This window comes from Nostoc sp., assembly GCF_036916975.1.
GTDB lineage: Bacteria > Cyanobacteriota > Cyanobacteriia > Cyanobacteriales > Nostocaceae > Nostoc.
On the sequence record NZ_JBALFF010000115.1, the window covers coordinates 17,441 to 36,546 of the forward strand.

The window sequence follows — 19,106 nt, forward strand, 5'->3', positions numbered from 1 at the left end:
TTTATTGTTGTTTAGCAAATAGGCGTGTCATAGGCTTGACTCCCTTAGCTGTATCGCTTGCCAGATTCAGATATTCGTAAATCCCAAAAGCATCCTCTGTAGTTCGCAACAGTGAGTAATGATTATAGAGTGTTTTATCTACTACACTCCGTGAACCGTGGTTAGTAATTACAATGGTCGCAATGTGACCACCGCCAAAGTTAGCATTACTTTTGGGGTCAAAACCGCAACAACCTTGAGTGCCTTTTTTGTTGCGTGGATTGTTGTCTTCATCCCAAGTAATGACGATCGCATTATTCCCTGACGCAGCCCAAAGCTTTGAGGTGGTGATTTGTTTGACAACTTCACCAATTTTTGTGTCACCAGTTTTAATCAGTTTTTGGAGATCGGGACACTCTTGTAAACCGTGCATTTCATGGCATTGGTTAAATATAATATGGCTATAATTGGGAACATTGCCGCTTTTCAGGTCAATAGTAAGCTGGTCAAAACTCACAATTTTGCTTGACAATTTAGGAGCGTCTTGTACTTTTTTGAAGTTGATAAAACCGTTATGCTTTGAGGCATACAGCGCACGGTTCACGCTAGGGGCAAAAACTGCTTTAGAACCTGGGCTAGGAATATCTTCAAAGTATCCCTTCCAAGTCAGACCTTTCTGTTCTAGTTGGTCGATTAAGCTTTTAGAGGCGATAGTGTGATTAACATAGTCAGATTTTTGATAATTTTGACAAAACTTGTCCAAGCTACCAACCTGACAATAAAAAGCGTCATCGTCATGGATACCAAAAGTACTACCACCTAAAATAGCGACGTAGTTAGCCTCGCTAGGATGAACTTCAGCGTAGAAGTTGCTAGCAAAGCCGTAAGTTTTTGCTAATTGATTAATTATTGGTGCATTGGAGTTGCCAATAATCTGATCGGAGGACTTGTTTTCTTCAATAATGAGAAAAATGCGATCGTATTTAGGAATTGCTTTATCTTCTTTTGTTGGGACTGAGGCTGCTACTGCGGTATTTTCATTTGTGATGGGTTGTGGGGTGGGTTCTGTCTTTGTCAGTACTTGAGACTTAGACGAGCAAGCGATCGCAGTCAGGCTCAGACTAAGTAAACAAAGTGCAAAAATAATCTTTTGAGGCCTTTGGCGTGCTGACATAACTACTATGAATTGTTAGTATTATCAGCTGTTGAGTATATGCTGTGTTTTCTGTGATATCAATTGTTTTGAGATAATATCAAAATGGCGTAGGCTAGCAATAACCACAAGCACCACGTTCATTTGAAGCGCGATAAAATAGCGATCGCCAAACTATCCCCTCATTTTCCACGGTTGATCCAAACGCCTCTGAGTCCAGCTGCTTTAGCTCCGTGGTAGTCTTCTAGAATGCTATCGCCAATATGCCATGCTGCCTCTGCTGAACATTTATGTTTATCTAAGGCAATGGCAAAAATTTGAGGATCGGGTTTAGCTGCACGTACCTGCGTAGAAATGGTGACGGAGGTAAAAAACTCTCTTAATCCCAAACTTTGCAATACTGAGTAAATCCGAGAATCAAAATTCGACAGCACCCCCAAAGTAACTCCCAATCGCCGCCAGTTGATTAAAGCTGGTAAAACATCGGGATAGACAAACCACGGTTCGCCGGTGCCAAAGTGGATATAAAGTTCGCTAAAAAAAGCCGAAAAGTCAGAAAATTCCTTGAGAACACCTGCACTTTCAAAAGTGTTTAGGGCAATTATCCGCCACCAATCAAACTCGCGCTGGGGAATATCTTGTAGTTCTGCATCTGGAAATATTGGTGGCGGCGCTGCTTTAAAACTTTTGATGAAAGCTGTATTCAATGTTTCGGCTGAAACTGTAACACCAAATTCGTGGGCTATCTGACTATAAACTTCGCCCACACTACCTTTGACATCGAAGAGTGTACCCACAGCATCTAAAAAAATAACTTTCGGTTGTTCCATCAAAGTTTGATTGAATTGAGGATTGGGGATTAGGGAGAGTCACTAATGCCTAATGACTAATGACCAACCATTAAGTTAACGAGAAAGTGTTTCTATGATTGGACGGACTAGCCAATTAAAACCAACTTTGAGTTGATGGTCTAAAGTTGGCAATCTATATAAATAGGCAATCCGACGGGCGACGGATGCCAAAGAGCCATCTAGTTTAATTCCCAAACCAGTGAGAGTGGCGTTGTCTATGCCTAGTGCCATCATTTCTCCTAACTGTTGGTAGCGGAAGGGAAGAAGCGGGCGATTAGTCAGACTTGCCCAAATATTCCAAGCAGTATAATCAGCTTGTTGAAAAGCTGCTTGTGCGGTGGCGGGGACTTGCTGTCCTTCAATATCATGACAGTCTGCTAAATCTCCCAAGGCAAAGATTTCTGGATGATCGAGGACTTGCAAATTGGATGTAGTAATGATTTGACCACGCTGGTTTTGCTTGAGGGAAAGAGATTTCACTACGGGCGCAACCCTGGTTCCTACAGTCCAAATTACTAAATCGACGGGAATCGTGTCTAACTGGTTTTTGTATTCTAAGGAGATGGAATTTTGCTCTATTGATTCTACCTTGGTTTCTAAATCAATAAACACGCCACGGGCTTCTATTGCTTTCTTTGCTGCTTCCCGGTTAAACTCTGGGGAAGTTCGCAAAATTTGGTCAGCAATTTCAACGATCCGAAAGCGTCCTCTTTGGCCTAGTCTGTCGGCTAACTTACAGGCTAACTCTACACCACTGTAGCCAGCCCCAATAATTGCCACCCGAATTTTATCAGCATCCGATTCTTCTAAATATCGCAGGCGTTCTTCCAAACGATAAACATCAGAGATTGTGCGGAATGGATAGGCGTAGGATGTTGCACCAGGTACTAAATCTAGCGGTGTCTCACCTCCTAGCGCCAACACTAGGCGATCGTAAGGGATTTCTGGGCCTTCATGTATATTTACCAGTTTTTGGTCAATGTCAATTCCAGACACAACCCCTTGATAAAAACGTACCCCTGTGCCTTGTAAAACTTCTTCAAAGGGTGGGGCAATTTCCCAGGTTTGCAGTTCGCCAGTGAGTAATTCGTAAAGTAAAGGAGAGAATAGGAAGCGATCGCTTTGATCTACCAGAACAATTTCGGGTTTTTGCGTAGATTCCCAAGGTAACTGGCTTAAGCGTAAGGCTGTGTAAAGACCACCAAAGCCTCCGCCAAGGATACAAATTCTAGAAGTTTGTTGAGTCATCGATTCTATCTATGAGATGGTCAATGCTAGCGGGAGTAACTAACTTCAGTCTAGTAAGTTAAAGCGGACTTTTCAAAATTTCATAAAGTTTGTCATTAGTCATTTGTCATTAGTTACAGTTACATAACTGGAGATTCGCTATAGTTAACGCTTAACAGGCAACGGCTAAAAGGAATTAAAGAGATGGAAATTAAGCCAACTGACCCATCGCTAGCACTCATAGAAATTCCCCCTGGCTATCTCAACATTATGGGTTACGTTGATCAGTCAGAAGTTAATGGCCCTGGTTGTCGTGCAGTCATCTGGGTACAAGGTTGTCTTCGTGAGTGTCCTGGCTGCTTTAATACTAACTCCTGGTCTTTTGAAGCTAACCAATTAATTGCTGTTGATACTCTTGCCGATAATATTCTCAGTAATTCCCACAACACGGGTGTAACCTTCTCTGGTGGAGAACCCTTTTGGCAAGCAACTGCACTTGCGTCTTTAGCTCGGAAGGTAAAAGCTGCTGGATTAAATGTAATGTCTTTTACTGGGTTTACTCTCAAGCAACTACAGTCTCAATCCGCACCGCCAGGTTCCCAAGCTTTGTTAGAACAACTTGATATCCTGATTGACGGGCCTTTTGTACAATCTCTGGCAATTAATTCTCCCAACTCTCCAGTTTCTTCTAGTAATCAACGAGTTCGGGTGTTAAACCCGGCTTTCCAAGACCAGATTACTTGGGCTAGCGACCAGATTGAAATCCACATTTTCAAGGATGGTGGACGCATTGTTACCGGCTACCAAGGTGGGTTGGAATTGACGTAGTGGGGCGCAGGCGCAGAGCCAGAGGAGGGAGTTAAAACTTGTTCTGAGGCTCAACGTTCACCTTCTGAAGCTCAATGTTCACCTTCTGAAGCTCAATGTCCACCTTCTGAAGCTCAATGTCCACCTTCTGAGGCTCAACGTTCACCTTCTGAGGCTCAACGTTCACCTTCTGAAGCTCAATGTTCACCTTCTGAAGCTCAATGTTCACCTTCTGAGGCTCAACGTTCACCTTCTGAGGCTCAATGTTCACCTTCTGAGGCTCAACGTTCACCTTCTGAGGCTCAACGTTCACCTTCTGAAGCTCAACTTCCAAGTTTTAACTTTCCCTTTCTCCCAATACAGTTTGGTTAGGAAAGTGCATTAAATAAAATGCAAAACTTCATCAATTATCTAGCTTCCCTCTCCAATATATCGGAGAGGGATTGAGGGTGAGGTAAGCCAGGGATATAAACCTTATCTAAGTTGAGAACCGTAGTCTTCACCCTCTCCCTAAATCCCTCTCCCAAATTTGGGAGAGGGAGTTTGAAATTCTGGCTCCCCGAATCCCAGATTTGGGATTCGGGGTTGGGGGATAAGGGCAAATCCTTTTCATCATGGAAGAACTATAGGTTTCAAGATAAGTAAGTGGGCGCAAATAATCATAATTGGTTCGTAGTTGCGCTTTAGCGCATCCGGATAAAGATGCGCTAAAGCGCAACTACGAGCAAAATACAGAGATTTTATTTTTCGTTACATAGTTTGGTTTTATCTTGCCTACCTACTTATTCCTTGGAGTTATTTTTTAGGCAAAACCTACCCAGTATTGCAATGCATCTGTATTTGAGACGGATTATATTTAAAAAAAATACATATCTAAAATTTGACTAAACCATTTCAGACAATTTTTACTGAACACCGGGTACTTTGGGCTGTTTTACTCCTGAGTGCAGCACTGGTGGTAACGTTAGTGCTGTCGCTTTCTCAAGGAGCAGTACCTTTAAGTATGTCGGAATTTTGGCAAGCCATACTCCGGGAAGGCGATCCGGTTAAACAGACAATTCTCTGGGATTTGCGTCTCCCACGCATTACAGCTGCTCTGATTGTCGGCGCAGCTTTAGGAATGTCAGGAGCATTACTACAAGGAATGTTACGCAATAGTCTTGCTGATCCATTTATTTTGGGCATTTCAGCAGGTGCAGGATTAATTGTGATTGTGATGATTGTGTGGCAAATATTCCCGATCGCAATTCCTTTAGCTGCGTGGATGGGAGCTATTTTAACTTCTGCGATCGTTATTTTGCTCGGTCGTGCGGGGTCGGGAATTTCAGTTGAGCGGTTGATTTTAGGCGGAGTGGCGATAAGTTCTTTATTAGGTGCTGTACAAAGTACATTGCTGCTTTTAGCTGAAGATGGTCAAATTCAAATTGCGCTCAGTTGGCTGGTTGGTAGCCTTAACGGACGGGGTTGGCAAGAAATTGCGACATCTGGCCCTTACATCATCGTTGCATTGTTTGGGGGATGCTTGCTGGCGCGATCGGTAAATGTACTGGCTTTAGGGGATGATTTAGCTGTGGGTTTGGGGGTTTCGTTGACGCGATCGCGCCTGTTAATTGGTGGTGTCGCCACTCTATTAGCCGCAGGTGCAGTCAGCATCAGTGGTTTAATTGGATTTGTTGGTCTTGTTGTCCCTCACGGTGTCCGCCTCATCGTTGGCACAGATCATCGCTTTGTTTTGCCACTTTCCGCCCTTGCCGGTGCATGGTTACTTACTTTTGCAGATTTACTCTCTAGACTAGGAGCAGTAGAACTACCAGTAGGTTCGGTCACTGCGTTGCTGGGTTCACCGCTATTTATCTGGTTACTTTATCGTCGTTCTGCTGGGTTTAATAAGTTTTGAGATGATGCCTATGGCGGTTCCCATTCAGATGCGGTACAAAATTATATGACCCTCACCCCCAACCCCTCTCCCAAAATTGGGAGAGGGGAGCAAATTCTCTAGTTCCTTGAATCCCAACTTGGGATTCGGGGTTAGGGGATGAGGGCAAAACCTCGAAACAAGACAGATTTTTGCTTAAGTTGTCACCTATGGGCAGTACCTGGCCGCTACCGATGTACCTCAGATAAACGAGAACCGCTATAGGAGACTTCCAACAAATATAATAGGACTTACGCATCAGGTATGAAATGTAGGGGCAATTCATGAATTGCCCCTACGGTAAATCAGGGCTTTCACTGCCTTGAAAGCGTAAGTCCTGGCTATATTACGCTAAATCGAAAAGCAAGATTTCGCTGCCGATGTTGGTGCTAATTTCTAGCTGTTCTTCGCCGTTGATTTGCACTCCATCGCCGGCTCTGAGTTCTTCACCATTTAAGTTGACTATGCCTTGCGCTATTTGTAACCAGGCATAGCGATCGCGTTTGACTTGATAATTAACAACATCACCTGACTCTAAAACAGATGTGTATAAATCAACATCTTGGTGAATTATCACAGCACCATCACGCCCATCTTTAGCCGCAATTAAGCGGAGTTTACCGCGCTTTTCTTCTAAGGGAAAAGCTTTTTGTTCGTATCTTGGTGTCAACCCTTCTTCATCGGGCAGAATCCAGATTTGTAGCAAGTGCAACAGTTCAGTTGGTGAAGGATTAAATTCACTGTGGCTGATTCCAGTACCAGCGCTCATAATCTGGGCATCACCCGGACGAATCACCGATCCTGTACCCAAGCTGTCTTTATGCTCTACAGCACCTTCTAAGACATAAGTGAGGATTTCCATGTCACGATGGCTGTGGGTAGGGAATCCAGCACCGGGGGCGATGCGATCGTCGTTAATCACTCGCAGAGAACGAAATCCCATGCGGTTGGGATCGTAAAAACTACCGAAGGAAAATGTGTGATAACTATCGAGCCAGCCCATTTTAGCGTGACCACGGGCGTTTCTATCATGAATTAGATGGCTAATTGTATTTTGAGACATATATTTACCTCTTTGTTAATGAGTATTTACTTAGGAGTTGGGAGTATTTAGTTAGGAGTTAGGAGTTAGGAGTTAGGAGTTAGGAGTTAGGAGTTAGGAGTTAGGAGTTAGGAGTTAGGAGTTGGGAGTTGGGAGTTGGGAGTTAGGAGTTGGGAGTTAGGAGTTAGGAGTTAGGAGTTGGAAGTTAGGAGTTAGGAGTTGGAAGTTAGGAGTTAGGAGTTGGAAGTTAGGAGTTAGGGGTTTGGAGTTGGGAGTTGGGAGTTGGGAAACAGAATGGGATTAGCATACTTTTTCACTAACCTACTAAGTAAGTGGGTCAAATAAAATATCAAACCTCACCCTCTATCCGGCTTCCCTCTCCTTAATAAGGAGAGGGATTGAGGGTGAGGTTTTATCTTATACTTAGCTTATTGAAGTTGAAGTATTAATCTTGAGATTTCACTTGTCGAAAATATTTTTTAATTTTTCGACCTAGTTTTGAACTATTTCAATAGTAAAGTATATACATATAAATGAAAAGTACGCACTTAAAAGTGACGTACTTACCAAAAAGATACTATTAGATTTACGAAAGACTACTTTTCTCAGAAGTGCTTATTTTACACCAGCGGGGATCTTTTGAGTTTTAGTAGTAGCAGTAGTAGCCGCTTTGCCATTCTCTCCCTTAATTTCTGCTACTTGCAGATGAGCTTCTAAGAACCAGAGTCGTTTGTCAATGGTGCGGGAAATTTCGGTATAAAGATCAGCAGTGTCGAGATCGCCTAAGTCATCTGTTTTATCGATCGCTTCCCGGAGATGTTTAGCATAGAGTGCATAACGATCTGACAAAGCTGTTACGTGATCTTTGCCATCCAAAATATCTAAGGGATATTCTGGCAAAATTGAATTACTAGCTGCGGCGCGGGCTGTTCCAAAAGCGTATCCGCCTAAAGCTGTGACGCGTTCAGCTACCATATCAATGTACTCTTCCAATTCCCCTGCAAGTTCATCAAATAATAAGTGCAATTGGTAAAAGTCAGTACCTTTAACATTCCAATGCGCTTGCTTTGCTTGGGTTTTCAAATCAGAAGTAGCTGCCAAAGTTTGGTTGAGAAGTACCACGATTTGCACTCTTGCTTCGGCGGGAATGTCAATGCGAGTAGGAAACAAACGTGATGTAATGCTGTTGTCGCTCATGATTCTACGTTGTTAATGCCTTTTATATCTAACTCTACAGAATTGATTGACTTGGCGAAACTCTCTGACGATGGATTGATTTTATGCCTGGATATGTTAAAGATTATTACTATTAGTTAATCCGATGATTTTCTATGGTATTAAATGTACCACCGAAAAGGCGATCGCGAATAACATCATTGTGCAAAAAGTCATGAGGAAAACCCAGTTCAATTTGACTCACTTCATTTAAACGTTGCAAATGTTCTGGCGAGAGGGTGATATCTAAAGAAGCTAAGTTATCTTGAAACTGCGTTAATTTACGCGCCCCAATTATCGGAATAATCACACCATTTTGAGCGTGTAACCAAGCTAATGCTACTTGTGAAGGTGTGTGTCCAATTTGGGTTGCAACTTCACTGACAACTTGAGCGATCGCTAAATTCCGTTCTGAAATAGTTCCAAACATTGGATTTACTAATCTTCCTTGTTCATCGTCTGCTTGAGGAGGTTGATTATACTTCCCTGTCAGCACACCACCACCTAAAGGCGACCACGGTGTTACTGCTAAATCCAAGGCTTTGTCCATCGGTAGCAAGTCACGTTCTGGTGTTCGTTGAATTAAACTATACTCAATTTGCAGGGCGATAAATTGCGTCCATCCTTGGTATTGGGCGATGGTATTTGCTTGGGAAACGATCCAAGCGGGTGTGTCAGAAATACCGATGTAAAGTACTTTACCTTGACGGACTACATCATCAAGCGATGCCTACGGCGGGCTACGCCTACGCAAGACTTCTTCAATAGGTGTTGTGAAATCCCAAGCGTGTAACCAGAATAAATCAATGTAATCAGTATTAAGTCGTTTCAGGCTACCTTCTAAAGACTGAATTAAATTCTTGCGATGGTTTCCACTGGCGTTAGGATCGCCCTTTTTGTTATTCATCTGCAAGGGAAAGGAATATTTTGTCGCAACTACAAAGCGTTCTCGTTCTTTAGCAATCAACTCACCAACAATTTTTTCACTGCTACCATCGGTATAACCGTTGGCGGTGTCAATGAAATTTCCCCCTGCTTCTACATAGCTATCAAAGATTTTACGACTTTCGTCAACAGATGCACCCCAACCCCAATCTTCACCAAAAGTCATGGTTCCTAAGGAGAGTTCAGAGACTCTTAACCCGCTTTTACCCAAGAGTTTGTATCTCATGAATATTTTCTCACTAATGAAAAAACTATAGCGTTTACCATTCTAAAAGCATGATAACTGGAAACCGGAGGTAATGTTTGAGGACAAGCTTTTTAGTATTTGTATTGTTGTGCTATTTAAATGCGATCGCTTCCAAATTTACAACTTAAGTTAGATGACATTATGCAAATTTGACAAATAAAAAACATTTTGTTTTGGCTAAAGTGAAGCGCATTATTTAGGACTGATTTACTGAGGTAAGAGCGATCGCCACGGTTTTCTAAGCTAAAATACTAAAGTTGCATTTAAACACAACTGACAAGTCAATTATTTTTATGAATTACTACGTAATCTACGATGGAAATTGTAATCTCTGCGTTACTTTAGTGCAATTGCTAGAAACCCTAGACCAAGGAAAGCTGTTTCGCTACACTCCTATGCAAGATGAGCAAGCACTTTTACAGTGGGGAATTACAGCCCAAGACTGTGAACAAGGGATGATTTTAATTGATGGTAATGAACCTCAGAGACGTTGGCAAGGTAGTAACGCCGCAGAAGAAATTGGGCGGTTATTGCCACTAGGAAGTATATTTGTAGACGCTTATCGAGCCTTACCGGGGATGAAATGGGCAGGCGATCGCTTTTACGAACAAATCCGCGATAATCGCTATGCAATTTTTGGTAAGCGTTCTAATACATATAGGACTTCTATTTGATTATTGTGGCCAATGCCTTGATCAATTAAACTGGCTTTGAAACTTGCTCATCCAGACGGCGAAACAAAAATACCCAAAAAGGCAGGGAACTATTAATTGCAATTAGTCGCACTAAATGACCAGTTGTGACAATTTCAACATTATGATTCAATGTCAGGGAAACTAAAATCATTTCTGCCGATCCTCCTGGTGCTGTGACTAAAAGACAGGTTAACCAGTCCCAAGAGGTTAATTGCATCGCAATTATAGCAGCGATCGCTCCCGCTATTAGGGTCATCCCCACAGACATCAAGGCATAGCCGACAGTCCGCTTTCTAAAGTTGGGTTTGTCTCCCCAATACTCACCAATAGTAATTCCTAGTAGCATTTGACCCAATAAGTTTATTATTGGCGGTGGACTAAAGCTAATATCACCTGCAAAAGGTAGCCAATGTAGCAAAGGATTAAATCCGATCCCAATCAACAATGCACCAAAGAAATCGCCAGCCGGAATTTTAAATAATATAGCTGGATAAACTACTAATCCAGTAATTACTAGTACTAACAAAAGTAATTCTATTTGAGATGGATCGAAATTGAGCCAAGCAGCGTTGATTGGGAGTGTTTGCGGATAGTAATTACCAGTTGATGTCTTAGCGATGAAGGGAATTAGAATAACTACTGAGGTGACACGAATCGCCTGAACTAAGGCAACCAAACTAACATTTTTATTGTAATCGGCAGCGATCGCTGCCATAATTCCCACACCACCAGGAACTGTAGCCAGCATTGCTGTTAACAGGTTGGTTTTGCTAAGGCGCGAGTAAATATAACCAATACAGGTTCCACTCAGTAGCAAAAACAAGGTAAGAAAAATAAATATAGGAATATTAGAAGCAACACTAGCTAGATTACCGTGGGCATTAGAAGCGCCGACAGTTAAGCCTACAAGTGCCATTCCCACTTTTCTAGCAGTGCGGTTAGGTTGGGGGGAATATTCATAAAAAATTCGACATCCTTGAAGAACCACTGTACCAGCAGCAATCCCGCCAAATATCCAAGCAATCCTACCAATTTGGAACTTTGCCAAGAGTAAACCCAAAGGTAATGCTAGAAGCATTTCCAAAATAAGGACAATTAATTGCTTGGTAAATAGCTGTTGTTTGCTAACAACGGGATTTTCATCAGTGTCTTCTTCTAGGTTAGGAGCAACACTTAGGCTTTGATTCATCGATAATGAGCTTTTTTATTAATTTAACTTATGTACTTAAGCTAGAGCGATAGTCAAGTTTGCTGGGAACATCCCAATTTTGGCTTAAATCTTTTCCCTCACCCCCAGCCCCTCTCCCAAAAATGGGAGAGGGGGGACATAATTCTAGTTCCCCTTCTCCCATTTTTGGGAGAAGGGGTTAGGGGATGAGGGCAAACACAAAGTTTTTGCACCTGACGGGATGCCCCCAGTTTGCTTAGTTCGTAGTAAGGACACTTTGTGCTTACTACAAACTTAATGAGACAGACCACTAAATGTAAATTTACCGCGTATTGTATTCAAACAAAAATGCCTGTAGAGAGAGGATAGGGACACAAAGATCATTGTGTCCCTACAAATAATTTATATTCCTTTCAATCGTGGTTCAGCCGTTTAATCTTCATCAAGGGCTGGGAAAGCTTCTTCAAGCTGCCACAACCTATCTTTATTTTCAACGAACCAAATACGAGTTTCTGGAGTTAATTTACTCCAAATGTCTTCAACAGGGATGTGAGGAGATGCGTATTGGTACTGCTGACCGAGTGATTTGAGATTGTCCGCCACATGATGGGGAATTCCGAATTGCTCCCAGTCAACTGTGATACTTCTTCCCGAAACTCCTGCTGTGGGGTCAAAAACCAATTGTGCCGATCTGACTAAATCAGCAAAGTGTTTCGGTTTTAGTTTGGTAATCTCCTGAATTTGGAGTGATTCGTTATGCTCTTGAGACATTATCGCCGCAGTGGTAAAGATTAGGGGTGTATTGAACTTACTGCCAGAGATTTTGATCCCAATATTTTTTAGTTTAGCGCAGAGCTACTAATGCAGAGCCACTAATATCGTGTCTGGTTAAAGACTTATCATTAAGACTACAAGGGGGTAGGAGGAAAGAGGGTTTGTAATAAGCACTTTAGTACTTAGAAAATAAGGACTAAAGTCCTGACTACAAACTGTGCTTAGTCTCTATTTTAGTGACGAGTGTAAGAACGCTCAAAGTGAGTTTTCAGTGTTTGAGCGATCGCGGACATTACAACTGCTGCTATAGAAAGCGATATTGCTGCAATTTTAATTCTAGAATCATCTGCAACTATTGCTACAGCAGCTAGAGCGATCGCTACCCCTATACAACTTTGCTTAACCCTATTTGTCACTTTATAAGCACGATTGCAAGAACTACAAATAAGTGTATGCCGCGAGAATCTATCTAACAAAATCAGCTTTGGATTCAACTCACCATTCTCAACATTTTTCCATGTGGAATAGCCTTGATAGAAAGGCAAAGATGACCCAAACTTATCTAGCCACTTGCGGTACTCAACTACTAATGTGTCAGATGTTTTCAGAGGCAAATATAGTTCTTTGAGACTTGTTTTTAAACGCTCAATTTCTGACTGTTGTCCCGCAATGAGAGGTAAATCCTGCTCTAATATTTTGTTGGTATTTAAGTGATCTAGCCAGCGTGGTCTTAGCTTGACTCCCCAAGTCATGAAATTACGATAACCTCTAGCTAAAAGACGGCATCGCCCTTTACCTAAAGGAATCGCATATAAAGCTAATCCAAACCTCCAACCTCGGTCTTCAATATAAGCATTGTTCAAAACAAGAGTTGGGGCAACAAAATTAATATACTTCCAAGCTTCATTTGATTTATTAATTCCCCGCCACTTAGCTCGAATTCCCTGAATTGAACTCTCTAGCACTTCCATTTCTAGCGGTTGGGCATTTTTGCGATTACCACCCCCTCTAGTGCCATCATGGCTAATAGCAACATGAGCCGGATCGGTGACATTTTCTATTAGATATGTTTGGTCATAAGGCAGATCCAATATAAAGTCTGCACAAACAAATCCCGGCTTATCTAAATCTGGTAGAATTGGGATATTTTCATCAACAGCAGTTTCTTTTTCACCAGCCCACACCCAAATCATGCCTTGACGTTCCACAACCTTAAAAGATGGTACGCAAGCATTGACTGGAATTTTTGCATCTGCTGGTAATTGGGGAATATGCAGACATTGACCATCACTGCCAAACTGCCAACCGTGATATAAACACTCAATTTTGCCGTCAATAATTTGTCCTTCAGAAAGTTTAGCTGTACGGTGAGGACAACGATCTGTTAAACAGATAAACTCTCCATCTTTGCTTTTGAACAAAACCAAAGGTTCATCGTACAACGAAAAGCTATGAGGGCGGTTGTCCGGCAAGTCTTGCACAAAGGTGACGGGATACCAGCATTCCCTCCAGTTAAATTCTTGCTTCTCCTCAAGTGTCTCAAAGGTAGAAGTTGGTGGTGTTGCCTGTAGTGTCTCTGTTTCTAATGACATAGTTTTCTCCAGGTTTCTATAATTTTAATACTTTTGGATTAGTAAATCCTTAGTCCCAGAGATAGAACATTTCTAGGGTGATTCCAAAATTAACGTTTGCTTGCGGAAAATATCAAAATGAGTCAGTAAAACCTCATTTTGTTTGCGGAAAACACCCAAATGACTAAGTAAACTGGGGTTTGAGTAAGTCAAAGGTCATTTTGCTTACGGAAAATACCCAAATGAATAAGTAAACTGGGGTTTGAGTAAGTCAAAGGTCATTTTGCTTGCGGAAAATACCCAAATGAATAAGTAAACTGGGGTTTGAGTAAGTCAAAGGTCATTTTGCTTGCGGAAAACACCCAAATGAATAAGTCATAAGGCATTTTGAGTAAGTCAAATGCCATTTTGATAAAGCATTTCAGTATTTTGAGAAAGTAAGTGTAAAAACCTTGATAGCCCTCATCCCCTAACCCCTTCTCCCAAAAATGGGAGAAGGGGAACTAGAATTATGTCTCTCCTCTCCCATGTTTGAGAGAAGGGGAACTAGAATTATGTCTTTCCTCTCCCATGTTTGAGAGAGGGGGAACTAGAATTATAGCGGTTCTCGTTTATGTGAGGTACATCGGTAGGGGCTTGTCTAAGACTTGCCCGTACACTTGGCGATATAATCTTGTACCGCATCTGAATGGGAAGCGCTATATGTCTCCCCTCTCCCATATATGGGAGAGGGGCTGGGGGTGAGGGCAAAAACTCCGGTTCTCAACTTAAGTTCCGGTTTAAATTCTTATTTTTCTGAAAAAGATTCGTAAAAACTGCCGTAAAAATAGAATGAAATAGCCCTGCCTACTTATCTTCGATTAAAACTGTAACAGATGCGATCGCAATCAACATTTCATCATTTTTATCATTGAGTTCAGGAATCGCCCGCCCTTGAACTATCATCCCCCCAGTTTGGACGGTAAGGGTTTTCCGCCCAAATGGTAGTACAGCGAGTACCTCTTCTTCTCTAACTTGTTCGGGGTATGGAACTGCTACCTGAACCTCTATAATCATTTCATTGGGGTGACTCAAACCAGCAACTTCCCAAACACCAGGTAAAGCATTGTGAGCGATCGCATTTCGTACTGCCCTAGATGCTGCTACTGTCGGTTCTTGTCCATGCTGATCTATTCCCATCCCCATCTCAATAATCAATCGTTTATGCGCCATTAGCTACCTCCATTAAATCTTTCATGTTTCACCAAAAAAGGCAGAAGCTAAACATGACTCCACTTTGAGAGCCACACAGGTTATTGCACCCTTCTGCCTTTTGTCTTCTGAGGTACTTTAGACGATATGCTGCAAGCGACTCAGCCGCTCTGAGTAACTTCTCATCACCTGTAGGGCAAACATCGGGGTTTCCTGAACAGCAAAGAGAAATTTTTGTTCATCAAGGAAACCCAGTTTGGTGTCCACCTTGGCAATAGCTGTGTAAGTTCTATTTTTTACTCCTACAAGTACCCCAACACCAAAAACTTCGCCCGTGTCAATGGTTTCTACAACCTTGCCATTGACTAATATATCTATCTGTCCTTCCATAATGCCGTACATATTATCACCAGGCTGTCCTTCTTCAAAGATGACTTGACCTGCTGAAAATACTTGAGGGTCGGGTTGTTTTTGAAATATACTGACTGTCACCACAGGACTTAACATTAGAGCAACCCCACAATTATTGGTTTTTAGACGAAACTTTTAGATAGCTTTAGGCGAACCCAGAAAAGTATACTACTTTCTGCTGATTAACTCTAAATCTCCGCAAAATTCCTGATTAGTCTCCTGGTTGCCTAGAAACCTCTAAGAAGGTTTTACTAGATAAAACCGTCCCTGTGCGAGTCGGAAAGGGAGATTAAGTGAAAATTCAGCTTTTTGCTCCCCTCTCCGTTTCGGAGAGGGGCTGGGGGAGAGGTCAAATAATAGTTATCAAACTCAGGTTAAAATAGCAAATTTTGGTTTTCCTGTCATCTTCTATAATTAATAAAACCTGCACATTTAATTCTAGGCATGAGACTGTGACCGAATCAGGAAGTTACAAAGATACTGTAAACCTACCCAAGACTAATTTTGATATGCGGGCAAACGCCATCAAGCGCGAGCCGGAAATCCAAAAGTTTTGGGAAGAAAATAAAATTTACGATCGCCTCTTTGAAAATAACCCCGGCGAATTATTTATACTGCACGATGGGCCTCCCTACGCTAATGGCTCACTCCATATTGGTCATGCCTTAAATAAAATTCTCAAAGATATTATTAACCGCTACCAAATGCTACAAGGGCGTAAAGTTCGCTATGTCCCTGGTTGGGATTGTCACGGTTTACCAATTGAGTTAAAAGTTTTGCAGAACATGAAGTCAGCAGAACGACAAAATTTAACGCCTTTACAACTGCGACAAAAAGCGAAAGAATTTGCCCTAGTTGCGGTAAACGACCAACGCAATAATTTTAAACGCTACGGTATTTGGGGTGATTGGGAAAACCCTTATCTAACTCTGAAGCCGGAATATGAAGCGGCTCAAATTGCCGTGTTTGGTCAGATGTTCTTAAAAGGCTACATCTATCGCGGTTTGAAGCCGGTTCACTGGAGTCCTAGTTCTAAAACCGCTTTGGCTGAAGCTGAGTTGGAATATCCAGAAGGTCACGTTTCCCGCAGTATCTATGCAGCTTTTGCAGTTACAAGTTTAGCCCAAACTGTAAAACCACTGTTAGCCCAATATCTGTCAGATTTGGGTGTGGCTATCTGGACAACTACACCTTGGACAATTCCAGCGAATTTGGCTGTAGCGGTGAATGCAGATTTGAATTATGCAGTGGTGGAAGTGGAACCCCACCTCCCAACCCCCTCCCCGCAAGCTCTTAGAGGGAGTGAGGAAGATTCTTCCCCCTCTCCGTTAACGGAGAGGGGGACTGAGGGGGTGAGGTTCCGCTATCTCATCGTTGCTGCTGATTTAATAGAACGTTTATCTTCAACCTTGGGAGTTGAGTTAACCCTAAAAGCCACCTTTAAAGGGAATGATTTAGAACATACTACTTACCGTCATCCTCTATTTGACCGCGAAAGTCCGATTGTTGTGGGCGGTGATTACATCACTACTGAGTCGGGTACTGGGTTGGTACATACAGCCCCCGGTCACGGTCAAGAAGATTACATTGTTGGTCAGCGCTACGGTTTGCCTATCCTTGCACCAGTAGATGACAATGGCAATTTTACCGAAGAAGCGGGACAATTTGCGGGGTTAAATGTGCTGGGTGATGGGAATCAGGCGGTGATTGACGCACTGGCTGCGGCTGGTTCTTTGTTGAAAGAAGAAGCATATCCCCACAAATATCCTTATGATTGGCGGACGAAAAAGCCAACGATTTTCCGCGCTACTGAACAATGGTTTGCTTCCGTGGAAGGATTTAGAGAAGAAGCATTAAAGGCGATCGCCACGGTAAAATGGATTCCAGCCCAAGGTGAAAATCGCATCACCCCAATGGTAGCGGAACGTTCCGATTGGTGTATCTCTCGTCAGCGGAGTTGGGGTGTACCGATTCCCGTTTTCTACGATGAAGCCACCGGGGAAGTACTGCTAAATGAGGAAACTATCAACCACGCCCAAACAATTATCGCAGAAATTGGTTCCGACGCTTGGTGGGAATTATCAGTTGAAGAATTATTACCCGAATCTTATCGCCAAAATGGCAAGTCGTACCGCAGAGGTACAGACACAATGGATGTATGGTTTGATTCTGGCTCATCTTGGGCATCTGTCGTCCAACAGCGTCCATTACGCTACCCTGCTGATATGTACTTGGAAGGTTCCGACCAACATCGCGGTTGGTTCCAGTCAAGTTTGCTCACCAGTGTAGCAGTAAATGACATTGCACCTTACAAAACTGTGCTAACTCACGGCTTCGCTTTGGATGAACAAGGGCGAAAGATGAGTAAGTCTGAAGGAAATGTGGTTGACCCCAATACAATCATTGAAGGCGGGAAAAATCAAAAAGTAGAACCGGCTTATGGTGCAGATATATTGAGATTGTGGGTATCATCGGTAGACTACTCCGGCGATGTCCGCATTGGCAAAAACATCATCAAGCAGATGAACGATGTTAGAGGCAAAATCCGCAATACAGCGCGGTTTTTGTTGGGTAGCTTGGATGATTTTGACCCAGAAAAAGATACAGTCCCCTTTGAGGAATTGCCAGAACTTGACCGTTATATGCTGCACCGCATCACCGAAGTGTTTGAGGAAGTAACCGAAGCCTTTGAGAGTTTCCAATTCTTCCGCTTCTTCCAAACAGTGCAGAATTTCTGCGTGGTGGATTTATCCAACTTTTATTTAGATGTTGCCAAAGATAGATTGTACATCAGTGCAAAAGATGCTTTCCGCCGTCGCAGTTGTCAAACAGTGCTGAAGATAGCAATAGATAATTTAGCACGAGCGATCGCACCAGTATTATGCCACACCGCCGAAGATATCTGGCAATATCTCCCCTACAAAACACCTTACAAATCGGTGTTTGAAGCCGGTTGGCTACTAGTGGAAGAAAAATGGCGTAATCCAGAGTTAGCGGAATTTTGGTCAGCACTGCGACAACTCCGCACCGATGTTAACAAGGTGTTGGAACAAGCCAGGATTGAAAAAATGATTGGTTCTTCCTTGGAAGCCAAAGCTTTGATTCATATACCTCATAAACAGTTAGGTGATGCTATCAAAGCCTTTAACCCGGTTAAGGGTAACGGTATTGACGAACTGCGGTATTTATTGCTGACTTCCCAGGTGGAATTATTAGATTCTGCTCAAGGGTTGCAAGGATTAAAATATACAGCGCAGACGGAAGATTGGGGAATTGCTGTAGTGAAAGCAGACGGGGAAAAATGCGACCGATGTTGGAACTACTCTACCTACGTGGGAGAATCAGCAGAACATCCCTTAATTTGCGAACGATGCGTTGCAGCCTTAGCTGGAGAGTTCTAGTAAATACTTAGTAAGTGGGCGCAAATAATCATCACTGGCTCGTAGTTGCGCTTTAGCGCTAAAGCGCAACTACGAGCCAAATATAGAGATTTTACTTTTCGTTACATAGTTTGGTTTTATCTTGCCTACCTACTTACGTTAGTTCAACAAACCTCTCCCTACCTTCAACTAAAGTTTAAATTTTTCCCTCTCCCCCGTCAGAGAGGGAATTTTTTGCCTAGTAAAACCTCTTAGTGGTCTTTTCATTCAGGCTAATTAGATAGACACTACATCATCCGTAGAATTCACGTTAACTCAATTCCGTGGGTTTAAGTCCCCCGGTTCAAAAATCGCGTAAGTAATGCGATTGGGGTTAAATCGCACGTTGTAATGCGAGTCCCAAACCGTCCCCACAACAGCACTCTTCATTACAAAACAAAATTGACGTTCGCACAAAGCGTGCCGGAGGCTCTATTACGAATTATTTTAATCAGGTTGCAGTCACCCCCTGAAATAGATATGCGTAATCCTAAAT

The 19,106-nt window shown here is 42.5% G+C and carries 15 protein-coding genes and 1 pseudogene; 4 read left to right on the plus strand and 12 right to left on the minus strand.

Annotation, left to right across the window (positions count from 1 at the left end):
• Window position 1 precedes the first annotated feature (1 nt).
• The 3 genes from V7K73_RS26575 to V7K73_RS26585 all read right to left on the minus strand — a co-directional run bounded on the left by V7K73_RS26575 (window position 2) and on the right by V7K73_RS26585 (window position 3,231).
• A complete protein-coding gene (locus tag V7K73_RS26575; protein ID WP_334884586.1) occupies window positions 2–1,153 on the minus strand; it encodes an alkaline phosphatase family protein in 1,152 nt (383 codons plus the stop codon).
• A 161-nt stretch (window positions 1,154–1,314) separates the two neighbouring features.
• On the minus strand, window positions 1,315–1,962 hold the full coding sequence (locus V7K73_RS26580) for an HAD-IA family hydrolase (protein ID WP_334884588.1): 648 nt from the start codon (window positions 1,960–1,962) through the stop codon (window positions 1,315–1,317).
• A gap of 75 nt (window positions 1,963–2,037) precedes the next feature.
• Window positions 2,038–3,231 carry an NAD(P)/FAD-dependent oxidoreductase gene (locus V7K73_RS26585; RefSeq protein WP_334884590.1) on the minus strand — a complete coding sequence of 398 codons (1,194 nt, stop codon included), beginning with the start codon at window positions 3,229–3,231 and terminating at the stop codon, window positions 2,038–2,040.
• A 183-nt stretch (window positions 3,232–3,414) separates the two neighbouring features.
• On the opposite strand from V7K73_RS26585, the gene V7K73_RS26590 reads away from it, so the two are divergent.
• Complete coding sequence (locus V7K73_RS26590) at window positions 3,415–4,038, plus strand: 4Fe-4S single cluster domain-containing protein (protein WP_334884592.1); 624 nt, start codon at window positions 3,415–3,417, stop codon at window positions 4,036–4,038.
• Window positions 4,039–4,069: 31 nt separating this feature from the next.
• On the opposite strand, the gene V7K73_RS26595 is transcribed toward V7K73_RS26590, so the two are convergent.
• Window positions 4,070–4,351: a hypothetical protein gene (locus tag V7K73_RS26595; protein ID WP_334884594.1), complete on the minus strand. Its 282-nt coding sequence runs from the start codon at window positions 4,349–4,351 to the stop codon at window positions 4,070–4,072.
• Window positions 4,352–4,897: 546 nt separating this feature from the next.
• Between V7K73_RS26595 and V7K73_RS26600 the strand changes: the two genes are divergently transcribed.
• Complete coding sequence (locus tag V7K73_RS26600) at window positions 4,898–5,914, plus strand: FecCD family ABC transporter permease (protein WP_334884596.1); 1,017 nt, start codon at window positions 4,898–4,900, stop codon at window positions 5,912–5,914.
• Window positions 5,915–6,278: 364 nt separating this feature from the next.
• Here the strand turns inward: V7K73_RS26600 and V7K73_RS26605 are convergent, their stop codons facing one another.
• From V7K73_RS26605 to V7K73_RS26615, 3 genes and pseudogenes are all read right to left on the minus strand, one after another.
• On the minus strand, window positions 6,279–6,995 hold the full coding sequence (locus V7K73_RS26605; protein ID WP_334884598.1) for a pirin family protein: 717 nt from the start codon (window positions 6,993–6,995) through the stop codon (window positions 6,279–6,281).
• A 594-nt stretch (window positions 6,996–7,589) separates the two neighbouring features.
• Window positions 7,590–8,171 (minus strand): DNA starvation/stationary phase protection protein Dps, encoded by a 582-nt coding sequence (dps, locus tag V7K73_RS26610; RefSeq protein WP_334884599.1) that lies wholly within the window; start codon window positions 8,169–8,171, stop codon window positions 7,590–7,592.
• Between the two features lie 112 nt (window positions 8,172–8,283).
• Window positions 8,284–9,360, minus strand: a pseudogene (locus V7K73_RS26615) (aldo/keto reductase).
• A gap of 314 nt (window positions 9,361–9,674) precedes the next feature.
• Here V7K73_RS26615 and V7K73_RS26620 point away from each other — a divergent pair.
• Window positions 9,675–10,055 (plus strand): thiol-disulfide oxidoreductase DCC family protein, encoded by a 381-nt coding sequence (locus V7K73_RS26620; protein WP_334884601.1) that lies wholly within the window; start codon window positions 9,675–9,677, stop codon window positions 10,053–10,055.
• A gap of 25 nt (window positions 10,056–10,080) precedes the next feature.
• On the opposite strand, the gene V7K73_RS26625 is transcribed toward V7K73_RS26620, so the two are convergent.
• The 5 genes from V7K73_RS26625 to V7K73_RS26645 form a co-directional block, all read right to left on the minus strand.
• Window positions 10,081–11,265, minus strand: a complete 1,185-nt coding sequence (locus V7K73_RS26625) for an AbrB family transcriptional regulator (RefSeq protein ID WP_334884603.1) — start codon at window positions 11,263–11,265, stop codon at window positions 10,081–10,083.
• 411 nt (window positions 11,266–11,676) lie between these two features.
• Window positions 11,677–12,015 (minus strand): hypothetical protein, encoded by a 339-nt coding sequence (locus tag V7K73_RS26630; RefSeq protein ID WP_334884605.1) that lies wholly within the window; start codon window positions 12,013–12,015, stop codon window positions 11,677–11,679.
• Between the two features lie 236 nt (window positions 12,016–12,251).
• Window positions 12,252–13,610, minus strand: coding sequence for an aromatic ring-hydroxylating dioxygenase subunit alpha (locus V7K73_RS26635; protein WP_334884607.1), 1,359 nt, complete (start codon window positions 13,608–13,610; stop codon window positions 12,252–12,254).
• Window positions 13,611–14,435: 825 nt separating this feature from the next.
• The gene (locus V7K73_RS26640; RefSeq protein WP_334884608.1) at window positions 14,436–14,801 is read right to left on the minus strand and encodes a Lin0512 family protein; all 366 of its coding nucleotides are present in this window, start codon (window positions 14,799–14,801) and stop codon (window positions 14,436–14,438) included.
• Between the two features lie 117 nt (window positions 14,802–14,918).
• The gene (locus V7K73_RS26645; protein ID WP_334884609.1) at window positions 14,919–15,287 is read right to left on the minus strand and encodes a Crp/Fnr family transcriptional regulator; all 369 of its coding nucleotides are present in this window, start codon (window positions 15,285–15,287) and stop codon (window positions 14,919–14,921) included.
• A gap of 356 nt (window positions 15,288–15,643) precedes the next feature.
• On the opposite strand from V7K73_RS26645, the gene ileS reads away from it, so the two are divergent.
• On the plus strand, window positions 15,644–18,592 hold the full coding sequence (gene ileS, locus V7K73_RS26650) for an isoleucine--tRNA ligase (protein WP_334884611.1): 2,949 nt from the start codon (window positions 15,644–15,646) through the stop codon (window positions 18,590–18,592).
• The last annotated feature ends 514 nt before the right edge of the window (window positions 18,593–19,106 follow it).